Raw genomic sequence first — 18,925 nt, forward strand, 5'->3', positions numbered from 1 at the left:
GCACCGGCTCGCGGGCCGGCGGCGGCTGCGCGCCGGCGCCCGCGGCGCCGCCCGTGCCGGCCCGCCGGGCGCCGTAACGGCGGTGCACCGCCTGCTTGGTGACGCCGAGGGCCGACCCCACGGCGTCCCAGGAGAAACCGAGCGAACGATCGAAGTCCACCGCGGCCGTCACCAGGGCCTCCACGCTGTCCCGGAGCTCCTGGGCCAGCCGTACCGTGGGGGCGGGCGCGCGACCATAGACCACGAACCCGGCGGAGGGGCCAGATCGTCTCGGTCGGTATACGTTGCCCAGCTGGGCGGTGAGCGTGCGCAGCGCGTCCACCTGGCGGCGGACGCGCTCGATGTCCCGCACCAGTAGATGCAGGCTGGCCCGCGCCTGAGCGTCAGGGGTGGCGTGGTCGGCCATGAACAAGCCTCTCGAACCGGCGTCAAGGGAACGGACCAGAACAGCGGCCCGTTGCGGTCAATCTCCCTTGACAACGCGCCACCCCGCGCCGGAGTCACGCTGCCGGCGCGCATCGTCAACCCCGTGCAGCGCACACCCACTTCCGAGCCCCGGAAAATCCGTGCCGACGGGGAACATAGACTCGTGCGGTCCGGTCGCCGCACGGTGGCCGACCACCGCAGCGGACATCGACGGAGAGGTCGTACACGCACGATGAGGCTCGTCTTCGCCGGCACTCCCGAGGTCGCCGTCCCCGCCCTCGACGCCCTGCTCGCGTCGGACCGCCACCAGGTGGTGGCCGTGGTGACCCGACCCGACGCCCCGGCCGGCCGGGGCCGGCGGCTGGTGCCGAGCCCGGTCGCCGAGCGCGCCGCCGAGGCCGGCGTCGAGATCCTCCGCCCGCGCCGCCCCCGGGACCCCGACTTCCTCGACCGGCTCCGCGAGATCGCCCCCGACTGCTGCCCCGTCGTCGCGTACGGCGCGCTGCTGCCCAGAGCCGCCCTCGACATCCCGCGGCACGGCTGGGTGAACCTGCACTTCTCGCTGCTGCCCGCCTGGCGCGGCGCGGCCCCCGTCCAGCACGCGGTGCTCGCCGGCGACGAGATCACCGGCGCCTGCACCTTCCAGATCGAGGAGGGCCTGGACTCCGGGCCCGTCTACGGGGTGCTCACCGAGGAGATCCGCCCCGAGGACACCAGCGGCGACCTGCTCACCCGGCTGGCCCTCGCCGGTTCAGGGCTGCTCGCCCACACCATGGACGGCATCGAGGACGGCGCCCTGGTGGCCGAACCGCAGCCGGCCGAGGGCGTCAGCCTGGCTCCCAAGCTCACCGTCGAGGACGCGGCGGTCGACTGGGCGGCCCCCGCGCTTCGGGTGCACCGGCAGGTGCGCGCCTGCACCCCGGCGCCCGGCGCCTGGACGGTCTTCCGCGGCGAGCGGCTGAAGCTGCGCCAGGTCACCATGACGCCCGACCGGGGCGACCTGGCACCAGGCGAGCTGGCCGCCGAGAAGCACGCGGTGCACGTCGGCACCGGCTCGCACGCCGTCGAGCTGGCCTGGGTACAGCCACAGGGCAAGAAGCCGATGCGCGCCGCCGACTGGGCCAGGGGCGTCCGCGTCGCCCCCGGCGAGCGGCTCGGCCCGGCCGCGCCGCCGCGGCCGTAGCCTGGAGACACGGCCACTCTCCCGTCCCCATCCCTTTCCCGCCCCCTACACCCGGAGCACCCCTTCCCGTGAGCACCCGGCAGCGCCGACCGTCAAGGACCTACCGCCGACCCCAGCGGGATCCGGTGCGGATCCTCGCCTTCGACGCGCTGCGCGCCGTCGGCGAGCGCGGCGCCTACGCCAACCTGGTGCTCCCGCCGCTGATCGCCAGGGCCAAGGAGGCCGGCGAGTTCGACGCCAGGGACGCCGCCCTGGCCACCGAACTCGTCTACGGCACGCTGCGCCGCCAGGGCACCTACGACGCGGTGCTCGCCGCCTGCGTGGACCGGCCGCTCGGCGAGGTGGACCCGCCGGTGATCGACGTGCTCTCGCTCGGCGTCCACCAGCTGCTCGGCACCCGGATCCCCAGCCACGCCGCCGTCAGCTCCAGCGTCGAGCTGGCCCGCTGCGTGCTCGGCGACGGCCGCGCCAAGTTCGTCAACGCCGTGCTGCGCAGGGTCGCCGCCCACGACCTCGACGGCTGGCTGGAGCGGGTCGCGCCGCCCTACGACGAGGACCCCGAGCGGCACCTGGCCCTCACGCACGCCCACCCCCGCTGGGTGGTCTCCGCCCTCTGGGACTCGCTCGGCGGCGACCGGGCGGGGATCGAACAGCTGCTGGCCGCCGACAACGAGCGCCCGCTGGTCACGCTGGCCGCCCGCCCCGGCCGCTCCACGGTGGAGGAACTGGGGGCCGAGCCAGGCGCCGAGCCTGGCCGCTGGTCTCCCTACGCGGTGACGCTGACCGAGGGCGGCGAGCCGGGGGCGCTGGCCGCCGTCCAGGAGGGGCGGGCCGGAGTCCAGGACGAGGGCAGCCAGCTGGTCGCCCTGGCACTGGCCAACGCCCCGCTGACCGGCCCCGACCGGCGCTGGCTCGACGGCTGCGCCGGGCCTGGCGGCAAGGCGGCGCTGCTCGGCGCGCTGGCCGCCGAGGTGGCCGCGGCCCTGGGCGCCGCCGAGCGGCAGCCGCACCGGGCCCGCCTGGTGGCGGACGTGCTCGACGGCAGTCCCGGTACCTACCAGGTGGTCGTCGCGGACGGCACGAGACCCGCCTGGCGGCCCGGCTCCTTCGACCGGGTCCTGGTCGACGTGCCCTGCACCGGGCTCGGCGCCCTGCGCCGCCGCCCCGAGGCCCGCTGGCGCCGCCGCCCCGAGGACCTGGACGGCCTCGTCGCGCTCCAACGCGAGCTGCTGCGCGGCGCGTTGGCCGCCGTCCGGCCGGGCGGCGTGGTCGGCTACGCCACCTGCTCGCCACATCTGGCCGAAACCCGCCTGGTCGTCGCCGACGCCCTCGAGGGCCTGGCGGGGGAGGGCGGGATCGCGGTGGAGCGGATCGACGCCCGCCCGCTGCTGCCCGGCGTCCCCGAACTCGGCCCGGGCCCCGACATCCAGCTCTGGCCGCACCGGCACGGCACCGACGCGATGTACCTGGCGCTGCTGCGCCGCACGGCGTAGCGGCCCTCGGCCGACCGGGCCACGGGGGCCGGATGGCGATGCTGAATACTGGGCCCATGGCACAGATCAATCCGAGCATCCTGTCCGCCGACTTCGCCCGGTTGGCCGAGGAGGCCAAGGCCGTCGAGGGCGCCGACTGGCTCCATGTCGACGTGATGGACAACCACTTCGTGCCGAACCTGACGCTCGGTGTGCCGGTCGTCGAGTCGCTGCGCAAGGCGACCGACATCCCGCTCGACTGCCACCTGATGATCGAGGACCCGGACCGCTGGGCCCCGGCCTACGTGGAGGCGGGGGCCGGCTCCGTCACCTTCCACGCCGAGGCGGCGGCCGCGCCCGTCAGGCTCGCCAGGGAGATCAGGGCCCTGGGCGCCCGCGCCTCGATGGCGCTGAAGCCGGCCACCCCGATCGAGCCCTACGAGGACCTGCTGCCCGAGCTCGACATGCTGCTGGTCATGACGGTGGAGCCGGGCTTCGGCGGCCAGGCGTTCCTCGACATCATGCTGCCCAAGATCCGCCGCACCAGGAAGCTGATCGAGTGCCACGGCCTCTCGCTCTGGCTCCAGGTCGACGGCGGCGTCTCGGCCGCCACCATCGAGCGCTGCGCCGAGGCCGGCGCCGACGTCTTCGTCGCCGGTTCGGCCGTGTACAGCGCGGACGACCCGGCCGCGGCGGTCGCGGCGCTGCGGGAGCAGGCGGAGCGGTCCTGGCGGGCGGCGGCGCACACCACGTCCGGGTGAACACCCGTCGTCGATCCGGTTCCACGGGCCACCACCTGAGCGCGAGCGGCGATTCGCGGCCCCGCGAGTCTGCGAGGATGAACCTCCAGAGGTGACCGGGGACGGGGACGGACCGGAGGACAGTGAGGTGAGTGCGGTGTCGACCGGGAGGGCAGCCACAAGGATGGGGCCCGCCGAACTGATGCAGGCGGCGGCCATGGCACGCCGCTTCTATCTGGAGGGCAAGTCCAAGATCCAGATCGCTGACGAGTTCGGGGTCAGCCGCTTCAAGGTCGCTCGCGTGCTGGAGTCGGCCGTGGAGCACGACCTGGTGCGCATCGAGATCCGGGTTCCCGCCGAGTTGGACGCCGAGCGCTCGGACGCCCTGCGGGCCCGTTTCGGTCTGCGGCACGTGGTGGTCGCCGAGTCGCCGTCCGACGACGCGGACGACTCGCCCGACCCGGAGCATCTGGGCGAGGTCGCCGCCGAGTTGCTCGGTGAGCTGGTGGCCGAGGGGGACGTGCTCGGGCTCGCCTGGGGGCGCTCGACGATCCACATGGCGCAGGCGCTGCGCGAGTTGCCGCCCTGCACGGTGGTGCAGCTGACCGGCGTCTACCACGCGGGCACGTCGGAGCGCGGCTCGGTGGAGGCGGTGCGGCGAGCCGCCGCGGTCTCCGGCGGCGACGCGCACCCGATCTACGCGCCGATGCTGCTGCCCGACCCGGCCACGGCCGCGGCGCTGCGCGCCCAGCCGGGCATCGCGGCGGCCTTCGAGTACTTCGACAAGGTCACGATCGCGGCGGTCTCCATCGGCTCCTGGGAGCCGGGGATCTCGACCGTCCACGACATGCTCGACAAGGAGGACCGGGAGCACTACTCGTCGCTCGGCGTGGCCGCCGAGATGTCGGCCCACCTCTTCGACTCGGACGGCCGCCGGGTCGGCCGTGACCTGGGGGAGCGGTGCATCACCGTGGAGGCCGAGCGGCTGCGCCGGATCCCCGAGGTGGTCGCCATCGCGGGCGGCCGCGGCAAGGCGGAGGCGATCGGCGCGGTGCTGCGCTCCGGGCTCGTCACCAGCCTGGTCACCGACACCACGGCCGCCGACCGGCTGTTGGCCCAACCGCCAGGACTCCGCCCGGCCATGGAACGCGCCGACCCCGACGAGCTGGTCTAGGGCCTGATCCACGAGGACCCAAAGGACAGGCCCTGGCCCGTCCTCCGGGTCCTCGCCCGGGCGGCGCGCCGCCGCCCGGGTCGCACGGCGCGGCCGTGCCACCCGCTTCGCGCGTCAGTGCGGATCTCGGCCATAATGACGTAGGAGCCGCAGCTCCCCACCCGCCGGAACCGCGCAACAGCAGGTGAGAGAGCGAGCGAGCATGAAGTTCCTCAACGACTCCCGACCGTCGTACGACCTGACCTACGACGACGTCTTCATGGTCCCGAACCGCTCGGCGGTCGGGTCCCGGCAGGCCGTCGACCTGGCCACCCCGGACGGCACCGGCACCACCATCCCGCTGGTGGTCGCCAACATGACCGCCGTCGCCGGGCGCCGGATGGCCGAGACGGTGTCCAGGCGGGGTGGCCTGGTGGTCATCCCGCAGGACATCCCGCTCGACGTGGTCACCGACGTCATCGCCTGGGTCAAGCAGCGCCACCTGGTGCTCGACACCCCCATCGTGCTGGCCCCCACCCAGACCGTGGGCGACGCGCTCGCGCTGCTGCCCAAGCGGGCGCACGGCGCCGGCGTGGTGGTCACCGGCGGTCGCCCGGTGGGCGTGGTGACGGAGGCCGACCTCAGCGGCGTCGACCGGTTCACCCAGCTGGGCGAGGTGATGTCCCGCGACCTGCTGCTGCTCGACGCCGGGATGGACCCGCAGCAGGCGTTCGACGTGCTGGACGGCGCGCACCGCAAGATCGCGCCGGCGGTCGGCGAGGACGGGCGGCTCGTCGGGATCCTCTCCCGCAAGGGCGCGCTGCGCGCCACGCTCTACACCCCGGCCACCGACGCCGCCGGCCGGCTGCGTGTCGCGGCCGCCGTCGGCATCAACGGCGACGTGGCCGGGCGGGCCGCGGCGCTGCTCGAGGCGGGCGTCGACACGCTGGTGGTCGACACGGCGCACGGCCACCAGGAGTCGATGATCAGCACCCTGCGGGCGGTCAGGGCGCTGCGTCCCGAGGTGCCGGTGGTGGCCGGCAACGTGGTCTCCGCCGAGGGCACCAGGGACCTGATCGAGGCCGGCGCCGACATCGTCAAGGTGGGTGTGGGCCCGGGCGCCATGTGCACCACCCGGATGATGACCGGCGTGGGCCGGCCGCAGTTCTCCGCGGTGCTCGAGTGCGCGGCCGAGGCCGCCAGGCACGGCAAGCACGTCTGGGCGGACGGCGGGGTGCGCCACCCGCGGGACGTGGCGATGGCGCTGGCCGCCGGCGCCTCCAACGTGATGATCGGCTCCTGGTTCGCCGGCACCTACGAGTCGCCTGGCGACCTCCAGCAGGCCGCCGACGGCCGGCTGTACAAGGAGAGCTTCGGCATGGCCTCGGCCCGCGCGGTGCGCGGCCGCACCGTGGAGGACTCGGCCTACGACCGGGCCCGCAAGGGGCTGTTCGAGGAGGGGATCTCGACCTCCCGGATGTATCTGGATCCGGCCAGGCCGGGCGTCGAGGACCTGATCGACTCGATCGTCGCCGGCGTCCGCTCGGCCTGCACCTACGCCGGTGCCGCCACCCTGTCCGAGTTCACCGAGCGGGCCGTGGTGGGCCTGCAGAGCGCCGCCGGATACGCGGAGGGCAAGCCGCTGCACGCCAGTTGGCAGTGACCCGGGCGCCCGGGCCGCGGCCGGCCTGACTCGGTCTGGTCTTTCCCCCGGCCCGGGTGTTCGGATGGGTCCATGAGCGAATCGACCCGCACGGGATACAGCGGCACGGGCCCCGGGGCCATCACCCCTGACGGCTGTGCCGTCGAGCACTGGCTGCGGCTGCGCCCGGGACAGGAGCCCGGGATCATCGCCTCCGCGGTGCCGGCCGGCGCCGGCATCCTCGGCACCACTCTCCTCGAACTTGGCTGCGGCGTGGGCCGGTTGACCCGGCCGCTGGTCGAGCGGGGGTTCACCGTGACCGCCGTGGACGAGTCACCGGAGATGCTGGCGCACGTGACCGGGGTCCGCACGATCCGCTCCACGATCGAGGGGCTCGACCTGGGCGGCGAGCGGTTCGACGTCGTGCTGCTGGCTTCGTTCCTGGTGCACGCCGGCGATCCGGCGGTGCGCGCCGGGATCCTGCGGGCCTGCCGGCGCCATGTCGCCGACGACGGCCGGGTGCTGATCCAGCGCGAGGGCGCGGACTGGCACGTCAGGGTGCCGCGCGAGTCGCGCACCGAACACGGCGTCACCCGGGTGGCCTCGGCCGAACCGGTGGACGAGGACACCTCGTCGATCCTGGTGGAGTACGAGTACGACGACGCCAGGTGGACCCAGCGGTTCCTCTCCCACCGCTACACCGAGAAGTCGTTCGCGGCCGCGCTGGCCAGGGCCGACCTCGCGGTGGAGGACGTGCTGACCGAGGACGGCACCTGGGTGCGCGCCCGGCCCGTCTGAGCGCGCCCCGCCCGCCCGGAATTCCCCCGTTGGTCAACTACAGTGCACGCACGAGGGCTTGAGCGAGACGCTACCGGCCCGTAACTTGATCCTCCGGAACCCCCCCACCGGCACGCCCTCGTGGCGTGTCGTCAGATTCCGGAGGACGTAAATGCTTCGTCGTCGGTTCGCCAAGGCCCTGTCCGCGGTGGTGCTCACCCTGGGCGCCGTGGCCGTCTCCGCGGCCCCAGCCACCGCGGCTCCGGCCGACAAGCCCCAGGTGCTCTCCAGCTGGACGCAGACCAGTGCGAGCAGCTACAACACCTGGCTGTCGGCGCGTAACAACCAGGGGGCCTGGTCCTCCTACGGCTTCGACTGGAGCACGGACTACTGCTCGAGCTCCCCCGACAACCCCTTCGGCTTCCCGTTCCAGACGGCGTGCGCGCGGCACGACTTCGGGTACCGGAACTACAAGGCCCAGGGCACCTTCGACGCCAACAAGGCGCGGCTCGACAGCGCCTTCTACAGCGACCTGCAGCGGGTCTGCGACAACTACTCGGGCGCCAGCGGCGCCTCCTGCGACGCGCTGGCCTGGACGTACTACCAGGCCGTCCGCGCCTTCGGCTGAGCCGAAGGGACCCCCGGCCGCGTGCCGGGGGTCCCCTTTTACGCGGATTTCCCGGCGGTCGGACGGCGAGTTCTAGCCGGCGTCGTTCCGGTCGGGGGCGGTCCGTCGGCCGAGGCGCGCCGTGGCCGGGTCCGAGGCCACCGGCTCCCGGGGCGAGCGCCCGCCGAGGACCCCGGCGCCGAGCACCAGCACCGTGAGCGAGAGCGTGACCAGGCCGAACGAGGCGCGCAGCGAGCCGATCTCGCCGATCATGCCGATCAGGGTCGGCGCGATGAGCCCGGTCGTGTAGGTGACCGTGGCCACGCCCGCGATGGCCTGGCTCGGGTTGGGGCCGCTGCGCCCGGCGGCCGCGAAGGCCAGCGGGATCACCACCGCGATGCCGACCCCGAGCAGCGCGAACCCGGCGATCCCCTGGGCCGGGACGCGGGCCGTCACCACCAGCGCCCCGCCGATCAGCGCGAGCACCCCGCTGATCCGGACCGTGCGCACCGGGCCCATCCGCCGCACCGCCGCGTCCCCGGCCAGCCGGGCGGCGGCCATGGTGCAGGCGAACGCCGTGTAGCTGGCCGCGGCGACCGCGTCCGAGGCGCCGGCGAGGTCGCGCAGGTAGACGCCCGACCAGTCCATGCTGCCGCCCTCGGCGAGGATCGCGCACATCCCCACCGCGCCGATCAGCAGCGCGGAGCGCGGCGGCAGCGCGAACCGGGGCGGCGGGTCCTCGTCCGGCCTGGCCCGCACGTCGAGCAGGCCCCGGCAGACCGGTAGCGCGACCACCGTCAACGCCAGTGCCACCAGCGGCAGATGGATTCGGGCGTCGATCTCCAGGGAGACCGCGCCGACCCCGACCGCGGAGCCGAGCAGCGCGCCCACCGACCACATGCCGTGCAGTCCGGACATGATCGACCGGCCGTGCTCGCGCTCCACGTCCACGCCCTGCGCGTTCATCACCACGTCGGCCATGCCGGACGACGCGCCGTAGACGAAGAGCAGCCCGCACAGCGCCACGGTGCCGGGCGCCAGCATGGGCAGCGCCAGCGCCGCGGTCCACAGCATCAGCAGGCCGCGGACCGCGGTGCGGGCCCCGAACCGGTGCATCACGCCGCTGGCCAGCGGCATGGTCAGCGCGGCGCCGAGCGCGGGGAAGGCCAGCGCCAGCCCCAACTGGAGGGTGGTGAGGTCGAGATGGTCCTTGAGCCAGGGGATGCGGGTGGCGAAGCTCCCGGCCACCGCGCCGTGCAGCGCGAAGACGACGCTGACGGACCGCCGGGCCCGGCGGATCCGGTCCTGATCGGCTATCGGGGGGTGCGACATCGACATGGGGCGCCCGCGTCTCTCGTGGTCTCTCTCGGGTGTGCCGGGGACGGCTCGGCCCGGGACGCGGGCCTTCCGTAAACTATCAGGAAGCCTTCCTGATAGAAAAGCCCACCGGAGAACCCCGCCGCCCGCCCACTCTGCGAGGATCACCACATGACCGCCCGCACCGCGACGCCGAGGACGGCCCGCGCCATCAACGACCGCATCGCCCTTGACCTGTTGGCCGCCGAGGGCCCGCTGACCGCGGCCCGGCTGCGCGAGCTCACCGGCCTCTCCAGGCCCAGCGTCGCCGACCTGCTCGGCAGGCTCGGTCGGGACGGCCTGGTCACCGTCGTCGGCGAGGCGGGGGAGGAGCGGCGCGGCCCCAAGGCCCGGCTCTACGGCCTGGTGGCGGAGCGGGCCCACGTCGCCGCGCTCGACGTCCGCACCGGCTCGGTCGCCTTCGCGCTTGCCGACCTCACCGGCCGGACCGTCGCCGAGCAGCGGCTGCCCGTCCCGACCGGGACCGGCGGCACGGTCGCCGCCATCCTCGACGCCCTCGACCTGGCCCTCGACGCGGCCGGCATCGACGCCCCGCACACCGCGGTCATGGGCGCCCCCGGCCTCGTCGACCCCGCCACCGGCGCGCTGCGGCCCACCGGCTCGCTGCCCGGCTGGCACGCCGAACTCCTCGCGGCGCTGCGCGCCCGGCAGGAGGGCCCCGTGCTGCTGGAGAACGAGGTCAACCTGGCCGGCATCGCTGAGCACCGGCACGGCTCCGTGGCGGACCTGGACAGCTTCGTGCTGGTCTGGCTCGGCCACGGGGTCGGCGCCGCCGTGGTGTTGGACGGCGCGCTGCGCCGCGGCGCCTCGGGCGGCGCGGGCGAGCTCGGCTTCCTGCCGGTGCCGGGCACCGGCGGCCTGCCCTCCGCGGCCGACTGCGAAGGCGGCTTCCACGCCCTCGGGTCGAGCGCGGCGGTCCGCGCCCTCGCCGTCGAGCACGGGCTGCCGGTCGACGCCGCGAGCGACGCCCCCGCCGCCGAGGCCGTGGAGCGCGCCGCCGTCGCCGAACCCGCCGGCGCCGCCGGTGCGTTCCTGACCGCCCTGGCCGAGCGCGTCGCCATCGCCATCGCCGGCGTGGCCGCCGTCATCGACCCCGGCTGCGTGGTGCTCGGCGGCGAGATCGGGCGCGCCGGCGGCCGGCCGCTCGCCGACCGCGTCGCCGCCCGGCTGCGCGCCGTCTCCCCGCTGGACACCGAGGTCAGGCCGGCCACCGTGACCGGCAGCCCGGTCCTCGCCGGCGCCCTGGTCACCGCGCTCGACGCCGCCCGCCGCGACCTGTTCGGGCCCGACCTCATCCGGTGAGCGCGCTCCGGGAGCTGTGAGCCGGCCCACAGCCCGGCATGATCCACCGCCGACCGTGGCAGACTGGTGGGCGTACCAGCGACACAACGCACTCCGGGGTCGGTGAAACTCCGAACCGGCGGTTATAGTCCGCGACCCGTCCGCTGCCAGCGGCCGGTTGACCAGGTGGAATTCCTGGACCGACGGTTAAAGTCCGGATGGGAGGCAGTGCGTGGCGGAGCGGTGCGCGGCGCACGCCGTGGCCGTCGGTCCATGAGACCGGCCGTGGCATGTCCCCGCCCCCGTGTCCGTTATGACGTCCCGCAGCCCCGGAACCGTGCCCGAAGAGGCAGGAGGATCCGGTGGCCGCCCCCGCAGCCGCAGCACGCGAGGCCCGTGAGGCCGACGCGATGCGCCGCGCCATCGAACTCGCCGCCCGCGGCCTCGGCAACACCAGCCCCAACCCCGTCGTCGGCTGCGTCGTCCTCGACGCCACGGGACGCCCCGTGGGCGAGGGCTGGCACCAGCGAGCCGGCGGCCCGCACGCCGAGGTCGACGCGCTGGCCGCCGCCGGGCCGGGCGCGCGCGGCGGCACCGCCGTCGTCACCCTGGAGCCCTGCGCCCACACCGGCCGCACCGGGCCCTGCGCCGAGGCCCTGATCGCCGCCGGCGTCGCCCGCGTCGTCTACGCCGTCGCCGACCCCAACCCCCAGGCCGCCGGCGGGGCCGCCGGCTTCGCCGCCGCCGGCGTCGACGTCGACGCCGCCACCGGGCCGCTCGGCGCCGAGGCGGCCGAGGGCAACGCCGCCTGGCTCACCGCCGTCCGGCACGGCCGCCCCCACGTGCACTGGAAGTACGCCGCCACCCTCGACGGCCGGACGGCCGCCGCCGACGGCACCAGCCGCTGGATCACCTCGGCCGAGGCCCGCGCCGACGTGCACCGGCTGCGCGCCGCCTCCGACGCCGTGCTCGTCGGCGCCGGCACCGCCCGCGCGGACGACCCCCACCTCGCCGTCCGCGGCATCCCCGGCGCCCGCCAGCCGCTGCGGGTCGTCCTCGACACCACCGGCACCGCCGTGCCGCCTGGCGCCCGCGTCCTCGACGGCACGGCCGCGACCCTGGTCGCCGTCGCCGACGACACCCCGCCCACGGCCACCGCCCACCTCGACGGCCACGCCGAGGTGGTCAGGCTGCCGCGCGCCGCCCACGGCCCGGGGCTCGACCTCACCGCGCTGCTCACCGCCCTCCACCGGCGCGACGTCCGGTCCCTGCTGCTGGAGGGCGGCGCCACCCTGGCCGGCGCCTTCGCCGCCGCGGGACTCGTCGACCGCGTCACCGGCTACCTCGCCCCGGCCCTGCTCGGCGCCGGGCCCCAGGCACTGAACGGCGCGGGAATCACCACCATCGCGGACGCGTTGCGCCTTCGCGTCACGGACGTGGACCGGATCGGCCAGGACCTGCGGATCAGCGCCGTTCCCGTCAACGCCCCCGTCCCCAAGGAGAGCTGAGTGTTCACCGGAATCGTCGAAGAACAGGGTGAGGTCATCGCGCTCGACCGCGCGGGCGACTCGGCGCGGCTGCGCCTGAGCTGCTCCGTCGTCACCGAGGGCACGGGACACGGCGGCTCCATCGCGGTCAACGGCGTCTGCCTGACCGTGATCGAGCTGGGCGAAGGCGAGTTCACCGCCGACGTGATGGCCGAGACCCTCTCCCGCTCCACCATCGGCGGCCTCGCCCCCGGTGACCGGGTCAACCTGGAACGCCCGATGGCGCTCGGCGACCGGCTCGGCGGCCACCTGGTCCAGGGCCACGTCGACGGCACCGCCACCCTCCTGGACCGCACCCCGGGCGACCACTGGGACCTCGTCACCTTCTCGCTGCCCGCCGAACTCGCCCGCTACGTGGTCGACAAGGGCTCCATCACCGTCGACGGCGTCAGCCTCACCGTGGTCGAGGCCGGCGAAGAACGCTTCTCGCTCGGGCTGATCCCCACCACCCTCGACCTCACCACCCTCGGCGCCAAGCGCCCGGGCGACCGGGTCAACCTCGAGGTCGACGTCGTCGGCAAGTACGTCGAGCGGCTGCTCGGCCACCGGGAGGTGAGGACCCGATGAGCGGTCTCGTCGACCAGCTCAACAGCACCGCCTTCACCGCCTTCGGCCAGCACGTCATCTGGTCCGACATGGTCGGCAACCTGGCCGGGCTCGCCGCCCTCGCCCTCGGCTGGCGCCGCTCCATCCTCACCTGGCCCGTCCAGTTCCTCTCCGGCCTCATCCTGATCGCCGCCTACGCCTCCGCCCAGCTCAGCGGGGGAGTGGGCAAGCAACTCCTGGTCATCACCGTCGCCCTGTGGGGCTGGCGGCAGTGGCAGCTCGGCCGGCACGGCACCGAAGAGGGGCGGATCACGGTCCGCTTCGCCTCCTGGCGGGAGCGCGGCGCGCTGGCGGCCGGCGCCGCCATCGGCACCCTCGCCGTCGGCGGCGTCTTCACCGCCTTCCCCGAGCTGTCCTGGAACCCCTGGCCGGACGCCTACATCTTCGTCGGCACCCTCGTCGCCATGGTCGCCCAGGCCCGTGGCCTGGTGGAGTTCTGGTTCGCCTGGCTGCTGGTCGACCTGGTCGGCGTCCCGCTGGCCTTCGACAGCGGCCTGCCCTTCTCCGGCCTGGTCTACGTCGTCTATCTCGTCCTCGTCCTGTGGGGCATGCGGGCCTGGTGGCTCAGCTCCCGCTCCCGCGACGTGCGGGGCGGAACCGTCCTGGAAGGAGCACCCGCGTGACCGTGCCACAGACCCGCGCCCACGAGGCCGGCGCCGATCCCGAACTCGTCCTGGACCCGATCGAGCGCGCCGTCGCCGACATCGCGCTCGGCCGCCCCGTGGTGGTCGTCGACCGCGCCGACCGCGAGAACGAGGGCGACCTGGTCGTCGCGGCCGAGCTGATCACCCCCGAGATCGTCGCCTTCATGATGAGCGAGTGCCGCGGCCTGGTCTGCGTGCCCATGGAGCCCGAGGACCTGGACCGGCTCGAACTCGGGCAGATGGTCGAGAAGAACACCGAGTCGATGGCCACCGCCTTCACCGTCTCGGTCGACGCCACCGCGGCGCACGGCGTCGGCACTGGCATCTCGGCCGCCGACCGTGCCACCACCATCCGGCTGCTCGCCGACCCGGCCGCCGTCCCCGCCGACCTCGCCCGCCCCGGACACGTCTTCCCGCTGCGCGCCCGCACCGGCGGCGTGCTGGTGCGCAACGGCCACACCGAGGCCGCCGTCGACCTCGCCAGGCTCGCCGGGCTGCGCCCGGCCGCCGCGATCTGCGAGATCGCCGCCGAGGACGGCACCATGCTCAGGCTGCCCGCGCTGCGGCGCTTCGCCCGCCGGCACGGCCTGCCGATCATCTCCATCGAGGACCTGATCGCCTACCGGCGCGCCGCCGGCGAGGAGGCCGGCCCCACCGTGCGCCGCGAGGCCGAGGTCACCCTGCCCACCGCGCACGGCGAGTTCCGCCTCCACGGCTACCGCTCCGCGGCGGACGGCGCCGAGCACGTCGCCCTGGTCGTCGGCGAGTTGGGCGACGGCGAGGACGTGCTCGTCCGGGTCCACTCCGAGTGCCTCACCGGCGACGTCCTCGGCTCCCAGCGCTGCGACTGCGGCCCCCAGAAGGACGCCGCGATGAACCGGATCCAGGCCGAGGGCCGCGGCGTGCTGCTCTACCTGCGCGGTCACGAGGGCCGCGGCATCGGGCTGCTGTCCAAGCTGCGCGCCTACCAGCTCCAGGAGGCCGGCCGGGACACCCTGGACGCCAACCTGGAGCTCGGGCTGCCCGCGGACGCCCGCGACTACGCGGTCGGCGCCCGCATCCTGGCCGACCTCGGCGTCCGCTCGCTGCGGCTGCTGACCAACAACCCGGAGAAGGTCACCGCGCTGGAACGGCACGGCCTGCGGGTCGCCGGGCGCGAGTCGATGCCGGTGCCCCCGAACGAGCACAACCTGCGCTACCTGCGGACCAAGCGGGACCGGATGGGCCACGACCTGCCGTGGCTCGACCAGGGCCCCGGCTCGTCCTGCGTCAACCAGTAACCCGTAACCAGCACCAGGAGGAAAGAACGTGAGCGGCAAGGGAGCCCCCGAGCTGACCGTGACCGGCGACACCGACCTGCGGGTCGCGGTGGTCGCCGCCCAGTGGCACCAGACAGTGATGGACGGGCTGCTGTCCGGCGCGCTGCGCGCCCTGAAGGAGCTCGGCGTGCCGGAACCGGCCGTGGTCCGGGTGCCCGGCAGCTTCGAACTGCCCTTCGCTGCCGAGTCCCTGGCCAAGAGCGGCTACGACGCGGTGGTCGCGCTCGGCGTCGTCATCCGCGGCGGCACTCCGCACTTCGACTACGTCTGCCAGGGCGTCACCCAGGGCCTCACCCAGGTCAGCGTCGGCCACGCCATCCCGGTCGGCTTCGGCGTGCTCACCTGCGACACCGAGGAGCAGGCCGTGGCCCGCGCCGGGCTGCCAGGCTCCTCGGAGGACAAGGGACACGAGGCCGCCACCGCCGCCGTGGCCGCCGCCACCACCCTCCGTGCGGTTCCCCGACCCCGGCGCGGCTGACCCTCCGCCACGCCGTAGGGTAAGAACACCATGGCCAACAAGACATTCGACGAGCTCTTCGCCGAGCTCCAGCAGAAGGCCGCCGAAGGCGACCCAGCCACCTCCCGCACCGCGGAACTGCTCGGCTCGGGGGTGCACGCCATCGGCAAGAAGGTCGTCGAGGAGGCCGCGGAGGTGTGGATGGCCGCCGAGCACGAGAGCGCCGACCGCACCGCCGAGGAGATCTCGCAGCTGCTCTACCACCTCCAGGTGATGATGGTCGCCTGCGGGATCTCGCTCTCCGACGTATACGCTCACCTCTGACACCTCCGTCGGCGCGCGCCCCAGGCGCCCGCCGACCCCCGTCCTCTCACACCGCTCGTCACTCCTCGCACGAAGGAAGCCCGTCCCATGCTGCGCATCGCCGTTCCCAACAAGGGGTCGCTCTCCGAGCCCGCGGCGGCCATGCTCCATGAGGCCGGCTACCGGCAGCGCAAGGACCGCCGCGAGCTGGTGTTGATCGACGCCGAGAACCAGGTCGAGTTCTTCTACCTGCGGCCGCGCGACATCGCCATCTACGTCGGCTCAGGGAAGCTGGACATCGGCGTCACAGGCCGCGACCTGCTGCTCGACTCGGGCGCCGAGGCCGAGGAGATCATGCGGCTCGGCTTCGCCGCCTCCACCCTGCGCTACGCCACCAGGCCGGGAACCGTGGGCGACGTCCGGGAGTTCGGCGGCCTGTCCATCGCCACCTCCTTCGCCGGCGTGGTCAGCGCGCACCTCGCCGAGCACGGCGTGGACGCCTCGGTGGTCCACCTCGACGGCGCCGTCGAGACCGCCATCCAGCTGGGCGTCGCCGAGGTCATCGCGGACGTCGTGGAGACCGGCACCACCCTCCGCAACGCGGGCCTGGAGATCATCGGGGAGCCGATCCTGGAGTCCGAGGCGGTCGTCATCAGGCGCACCGGCGAGGACGGCGACGAGGACCCCAAGGTCCGCCAGTTCCTGCGCCGCCTCCAGGGGGTGCTGGTCGCCCGCCGCTACGTGATGATGGACTACGACATCAAGGCCGAGCTGGTGGACAAGGCGGTGTCGCTCACCCCCGGGCTCGAGTCGCCCACTGTCTCCCCGCTGCACGACGAGGGCTGGGTCGCGGTCCGCTCCATGGTCCCCGTCCAGGACGCGCAGCGGATCATGGACGAGCTGTACGACCTGGGCGCCCGCGCCATCCTGACCACCGGCATCCACGCCGCCCGCCTCTGACCCGGGAGCCGGCATGACGAGCGAGACCGGCGAGAGCGCCGCCTCCCAGGCCGGGGCGGTGCCGGCGCTGCCGGTCACCTTCCGGCCGGTGTTGACCAGGATCGTGCTGTTGACCATCGGCGCCGTCGTGTTCGGCGTGCTGCTGCTGATCGCCCTGCTGCTGCCGGAGGGCCTGACGGCCACCGGCACCCTCAGCGACCGGGCCTCGCTCGTCGCCAGCGGCGCCGCGGTGTTCGGCGTGACGGCCCTGCTCAGCCGGCCGCGGGCCACCGCGGACGCCGAGGGCCTCACCGTCGTCAACCTCACCACCAAGCGGCGGCTCGCCTGGGCCCAGATCGTGCGGGTCACCCTGCGGCCGGGCGACCCCTGGGTCTCGCTCGACCTGGCGGACGGCACCGTGCTGGCCGTGATGGCCATCCAGCCCGGCGTCTCCCGGCAGCGGGCGCTGGCCGACGCGAAGGCGCTCCGCGCGTTGGCCGAGGCCCACGGCACCGCCGACCACTGAGCCGCCGCCGACGAGGCGGCGGCCCTTCAGGCCGTCAGTCCCGGGGGATACCGCGGGACGACAGCACCTCGCCGTACGCCTGCATCAGGTCGGAGAGCCGCAGCGTGGCCAGCTCCTGCCTGGTCGGCGACGCCCCCGACTCCGAGAGCCGCACGTCGCGGAAGGCGCAGGCCGACTCGTAGAGCGTGCGCAGGAAACGGCCGTTGCCCAACTCGTCGATCCAGCCCTCGTCCACCACGTGCAGGGAGATGCTGCGCAGTTCGTCCAACGCCTCGGCGTCCCAGACGTCCCCGTGCTCCTCGGCCAGCAACCCGCCGATGGCCGTGAGCTCCCTGGGGGAGTAGCTGGGGAACTCCACCCGGGCGGCGAACCGCGAGCCGAGCCCCGGGTTGGCGGCCAACAGCCGGTCCATCCCGGCCGGATAGCCGGCGAGGATCACCACCAGGTGCTCCCGGCTGTCCTCGGCCCGCTTCAGCAGCACCTGCAAGGCCTCGTCGCCGTACGCGTCGCCCTTGCTGTAGCCGGAGTGCACCAGGCTGTACGCCTCGTCGATGAACAGCACCCCACCAAGCGCCGAGTCGATCAGCCGGTTCGCCTTGACCGCCGTCTGACCCAGGAACTCCCCGACCAGATCGGCCCGTTGGGCCTCCACCAGCCGGTCGTGGCTGAGCAGGCCGAGCGCGTGGAACACCCGGCCGAGGATCCGCGCCACCGTGGTCTTGCCGGTGCCCGAGGGGCCGGAGAACACGAAGTGCCGCTTCGGCGGCTGCACCGGCAGCCCCTGTCCTGAGCGCAGCCGCGCCATCCGCAGCTGCGCCGACATCGCCCGCACCTGCTCCTTCACCGGCTCGAGGCCGACCATCCGGTCGAGCTCGGCCAGCGTGCTGGCCAGCAGCGTGGGATCCGGCGCCGGCGGCGCCCCGCCGGTCACCGCCACCCCGGGGCTCGCGTGGGCGTGCACCGGTCCTGACCAGGGGGCCGCCCCGGCCGGGCGGTCGCCGCCGGGCGGCGGGGTGGGCGACGGCACCCGCCGGCCAGGGCCGCCGTCCTCCTGGAGCGCCTCGAGACCGCCGCGCAGCCCCGCAGGCAGCGGCCCGGTCAGCAACTCGCCCGAGGCACCGGTGAAGTGGGCGATCTCCGGGTCCTCGACGCCGAGCGCGGTCAGCCGCACCGCCGTGTCCATGAACTCCGGATCCGCCTCGTGCACCGCGCGGTAGAGCGGTATCGCCGCCGCGCTGCGCCCGCTGCCCTCCCGGGCCCTGGCCAGCCAGTACCGCAGCTCCTTGCGCTGCGGCTGCTCGCTGCGGCAGCGCATCAGCGCGGCCGTGAGCAGCGGCTCCGCCTGGTCGAACATCTCCAGCCTGACCCGCGCCATCCCGGCGAACAGGCCGGCCTCCACGCCCAGTTGGGGATCGTCGGTGAGGTTCGCCGTGTACCGGTAGAGCCCCTCCCAGTCCTTGGAGAGGTAGCACCGGCAGGCGTGCAGGAAGCGCGCGAACGGGTCGCTCTCCGGCGCCGGGCACTGGGCCAGCGCCTGGTCCAACTCGGCCATCCGGCGGCCGTCGAGCAGCTGTGAGGCGTGCGCGAGTAACAGGTCGCGCTCGGTCTCGAGCACCGGCTGCACCCACCAGCCGAGCCAGTACCAGGAACTTAACGGGCGCCGGTGGCGGGCGCGTTGCTCGCCGAAGCGGCCCCGGTTGCGGAACATCTGGCGGAGCGCGGCCGGCACCTCGCTGCGCAGCGCGTGCAGCCCGAGCCAGGCGTCCGCCATCCCCGGGTCCTCGCGGACCGCCACCCGGAACTCCTCCTCGGCCTCCGGATAGGCCGCGGCCGTGTAGGCGTCCACCCCTCGCAGCCAGGCCAGGTCCGCCCCGCTCGGCGGCCCGTGCGCACCACGCGTGCCAGCGTTCATGACGACCCCCACAA

19 protein-coding genes and 1 riboswitch are annotated in these 18,925 nt (G+C 74.4%); of the genes, 16 read left to right on the forward strand and 3 right to left on the reverse strand.

The features are described 5' to 3' along the window. Positions 1 to 406, reverse strand: a 406-nt coding sequence (locus ACYVPE_RS25070; RefSeq protein ID WP_461035966.1) for a hypothetical protein, incomplete at its 3' end; no start/stop codon positions are given. A 252-nt stretch (positions 407 to 658) separates the two neighbouring features. On the opposite strand from ACYVPE_RS25070, the gene fmt reads away from it, so the two are divergent. From fmt to ACYVPE_RS25105, 7 genes are all read left to right on the forward strand, one after another. After that, a complete protein-coding gene (gene fmt, locus ACYVPE_RS25075) occupies positions 659 to 1,609 on the forward strand; it encodes a methionyl-tRNA formyltransferase (protein ID WP_461035967.1) in 951 nt (316 codons plus the stop codon). Between the two features lie 68 nt (positions 1,610 to 1,677). Then, entirely contained in the window at positions 1,678 to 3,102 is a 1,425-nt protein-coding gene (locus ACYVPE_RS25080) for an RsmB/NOP family class I SAM-dependent RNA methyltransferase (protein ID WP_461035968.1), read from the forward strand. A gap of 56 nt (positions 3,103 to 3,158) precedes the next feature. Further along, complete coding sequence (gene rpe, locus ACYVPE_RS25085; RefSeq protein WP_461035969.1) at positions 3,159 to 3,842, forward strand: ribulose-phosphate 3-epimerase; 684 nt, start codon at positions 3,159 to 3,161, stop codon at positions 3,840 to 3,842. Between the two features lie 163 nt (positions 3,843 to 4,005). Continuing rightward, entirely contained in the window at positions 4,006 to 4,995 is a 990-nt protein-coding gene (locus ACYVPE_RS25090) for a sugar-binding transcriptional regulator (RefSeq protein WP_461035970.1), read from the forward strand. 202 nt (positions 4,996 to 5,197) lie between these two features. After that, complete coding sequence (locus ACYVPE_RS25095; RefSeq protein ID WP_461035971.1) at positions 5,198 to 6,637, forward strand: GuaB1 family IMP dehydrogenase-related protein; 1,440 nt, start codon at positions 5,198 to 5,200, stop codon at positions 6,635 to 6,637. Between the two features lie 72 nt (positions 6,638 to 6,709). After that, on the forward strand, positions 6,710 to 7,414 hold the full coding sequence (locus ACYVPE_RS25100) for a class I SAM-dependent methyltransferase (RefSeq protein ID WP_461035972.1): 705 nt from the start codon (positions 6,710 to 6,712) through the stop codon (positions 7,412 to 7,414). A 151-nt stretch (positions 7,415 to 7,565) separates the two neighbouring features. Next, entirely contained in the window at positions 7,566 to 8,021 is a 456-nt protein-coding gene (locus ACYVPE_RS25105; RefSeq protein ID WP_461035973.1) for a phospholipase, read from the forward strand. 72 nt (positions 8,022 to 8,093) lie between these two features. On the opposite strand, the gene ACYVPE_RS25110 is transcribed toward ACYVPE_RS25105, so the two are convergent. Beyond that, positions 8,094 to 9,332 (reverse strand): MFS transporter, encoded by a 1,239-nt coding sequence (locus ACYVPE_RS25110; RefSeq protein ID WP_461036001.1) that lies wholly within the window; start codon positions 9,330 to 9,332, stop codon positions 8,094 to 8,096. 156 nt (positions 9,333 to 9,488) lie between these two features. Here ACYVPE_RS25110 and ACYVPE_RS25115 point away from each other — a divergent pair, with 156 nt between their 5' ends. From ACYVPE_RS25115 to ACYVPE_RS25155, 9 genes are all read left to right on the forward strand, one after another. Further along, positions 9,489 to 10,679, forward strand: a complete 1,191-nt coding sequence (locus ACYVPE_RS25115; RefSeq protein ID WP_461035974.1) for an ROK family transcriptional regulator — start codon at positions 9,489 to 9,491, stop codon at positions 10,677 to 10,679. Between the two features lie 84 nt (positions 10,680 to 10,763). Beyond that, positions 10,764 to 10,894, forward strand: a riboswitch (FMN riboswitch). Between the two features lie 174 nt (positions 10,895 to 11,068). Continuing rightward, positions 11,069 to 12,166, forward strand: a complete 1,098-nt coding sequence (ribD, locus tag ACYVPE_RS25120; RefSeq protein WP_461036002.1) for a bifunctional diaminohydroxyphosphoribosylaminopyrimidine deaminase/5-amino-6-(5-phosphoribosylamino)uracil reductase RibD — start codon at positions 11,069 to 11,071, stop codon at positions 12,164 to 12,166. Then, positions 12,167 to 12,772, forward strand: coding sequence for a riboflavin synthase (locus tag ACYVPE_RS25125; RefSeq protein ID WP_461035975.1), 606 nt, complete (start codon positions 12,167 to 12,169; stop codon positions 12,770 to 12,772). It abuts the gene before it with no gap. Next, a complete protein-coding gene (locus ACYVPE_RS25130) occupies positions 12,769 to 13,434 on the forward strand; it encodes a nicotinamide mononucleotide transporter family protein (RefSeq protein ID WP_461035976.1) in 666 nt (221 codons plus the stop codon). The genes ACYVPE_RS25125 and ACYVPE_RS25130 overlap by 4 nt, the downstream gene beginning before the upstream one ends. Positions 13,435 to 13,436: 2 nt before the next feature. Beyond that, positions 13,437 to 14,735, forward strand: a complete 1,299-nt coding sequence (locus ACYVPE_RS25135) for a bifunctional 3,4-dihydroxy-2-butanone-4-phosphate synthase/GTP cyclohydrolase II (protein ID WP_461036003.1) — start codon at positions 13,437 to 13,439, stop codon at positions 14,733 to 14,735. Between the two features lie 28 nt (positions 14,736 to 14,763). Next, the gene (gene ribH / locus ACYVPE_RS25140; RefSeq protein WP_461035977.1) at positions 14,764 to 15,252 is read left to right on the forward strand and encodes a 6,7-dimethyl-8-ribityllumazine synthase; all 489 of its coding nucleotides are present in this window, start codon (positions 14,764 to 14,766) and stop codon (positions 15,250 to 15,252) included. Positions 15,253 to 15,282: 30 nt separating this feature from the next. Beyond that, a complete protein-coding gene (locus tag ACYVPE_RS25145) occupies positions 15,283 to 15,555 on the forward strand; it encodes a phosphoribosyl-ATP diphosphatase (protein ID WP_461035978.1) in 273 nt (90 codons plus the stop codon). An 87-nt stretch (positions 15,556 to 15,642) separates the two neighbouring features. Further along, positions 15,643 to 16,494 (forward strand): ATP phosphoribosyltransferase, encoded by an 852-nt coding sequence (gene hisG / locus ACYVPE_RS25150; RefSeq protein ID WP_461035979.1) that lies wholly within the window; start codon positions 15,643 to 15,645, stop codon positions 16,492 to 16,494. 13 nt (positions 16,495 to 16,507) lie between these two features. After that, entirely contained in the window at positions 16,508 to 16,999 is a 492-nt protein-coding gene (locus ACYVPE_RS25155) for a PH domain-containing protein (RefSeq protein ID WP_461035980.1), read from the forward strand. A gap of 34 nt (positions 17,000 to 17,033) precedes the next feature. Here the strand turns inward: ACYVPE_RS25155 and ACYVPE_RS25160 are convergent, their stop codons facing one another. After that, on the reverse strand, positions 17,034 to 18,911 hold the full coding sequence (locus ACYVPE_RS25160; RefSeq protein ID WP_461035981.1) for an AAA family ATPase: 1,878 nt from the start codon (positions 18,909 to 18,911) through the stop codon (positions 17,034 to 17,036). Between the last annotated feature and the right edge of the window lie 14 nt (positions 18,912 to 18,925).

Source organism: Streptomyces mayteni (assembly GCF_054783955.1).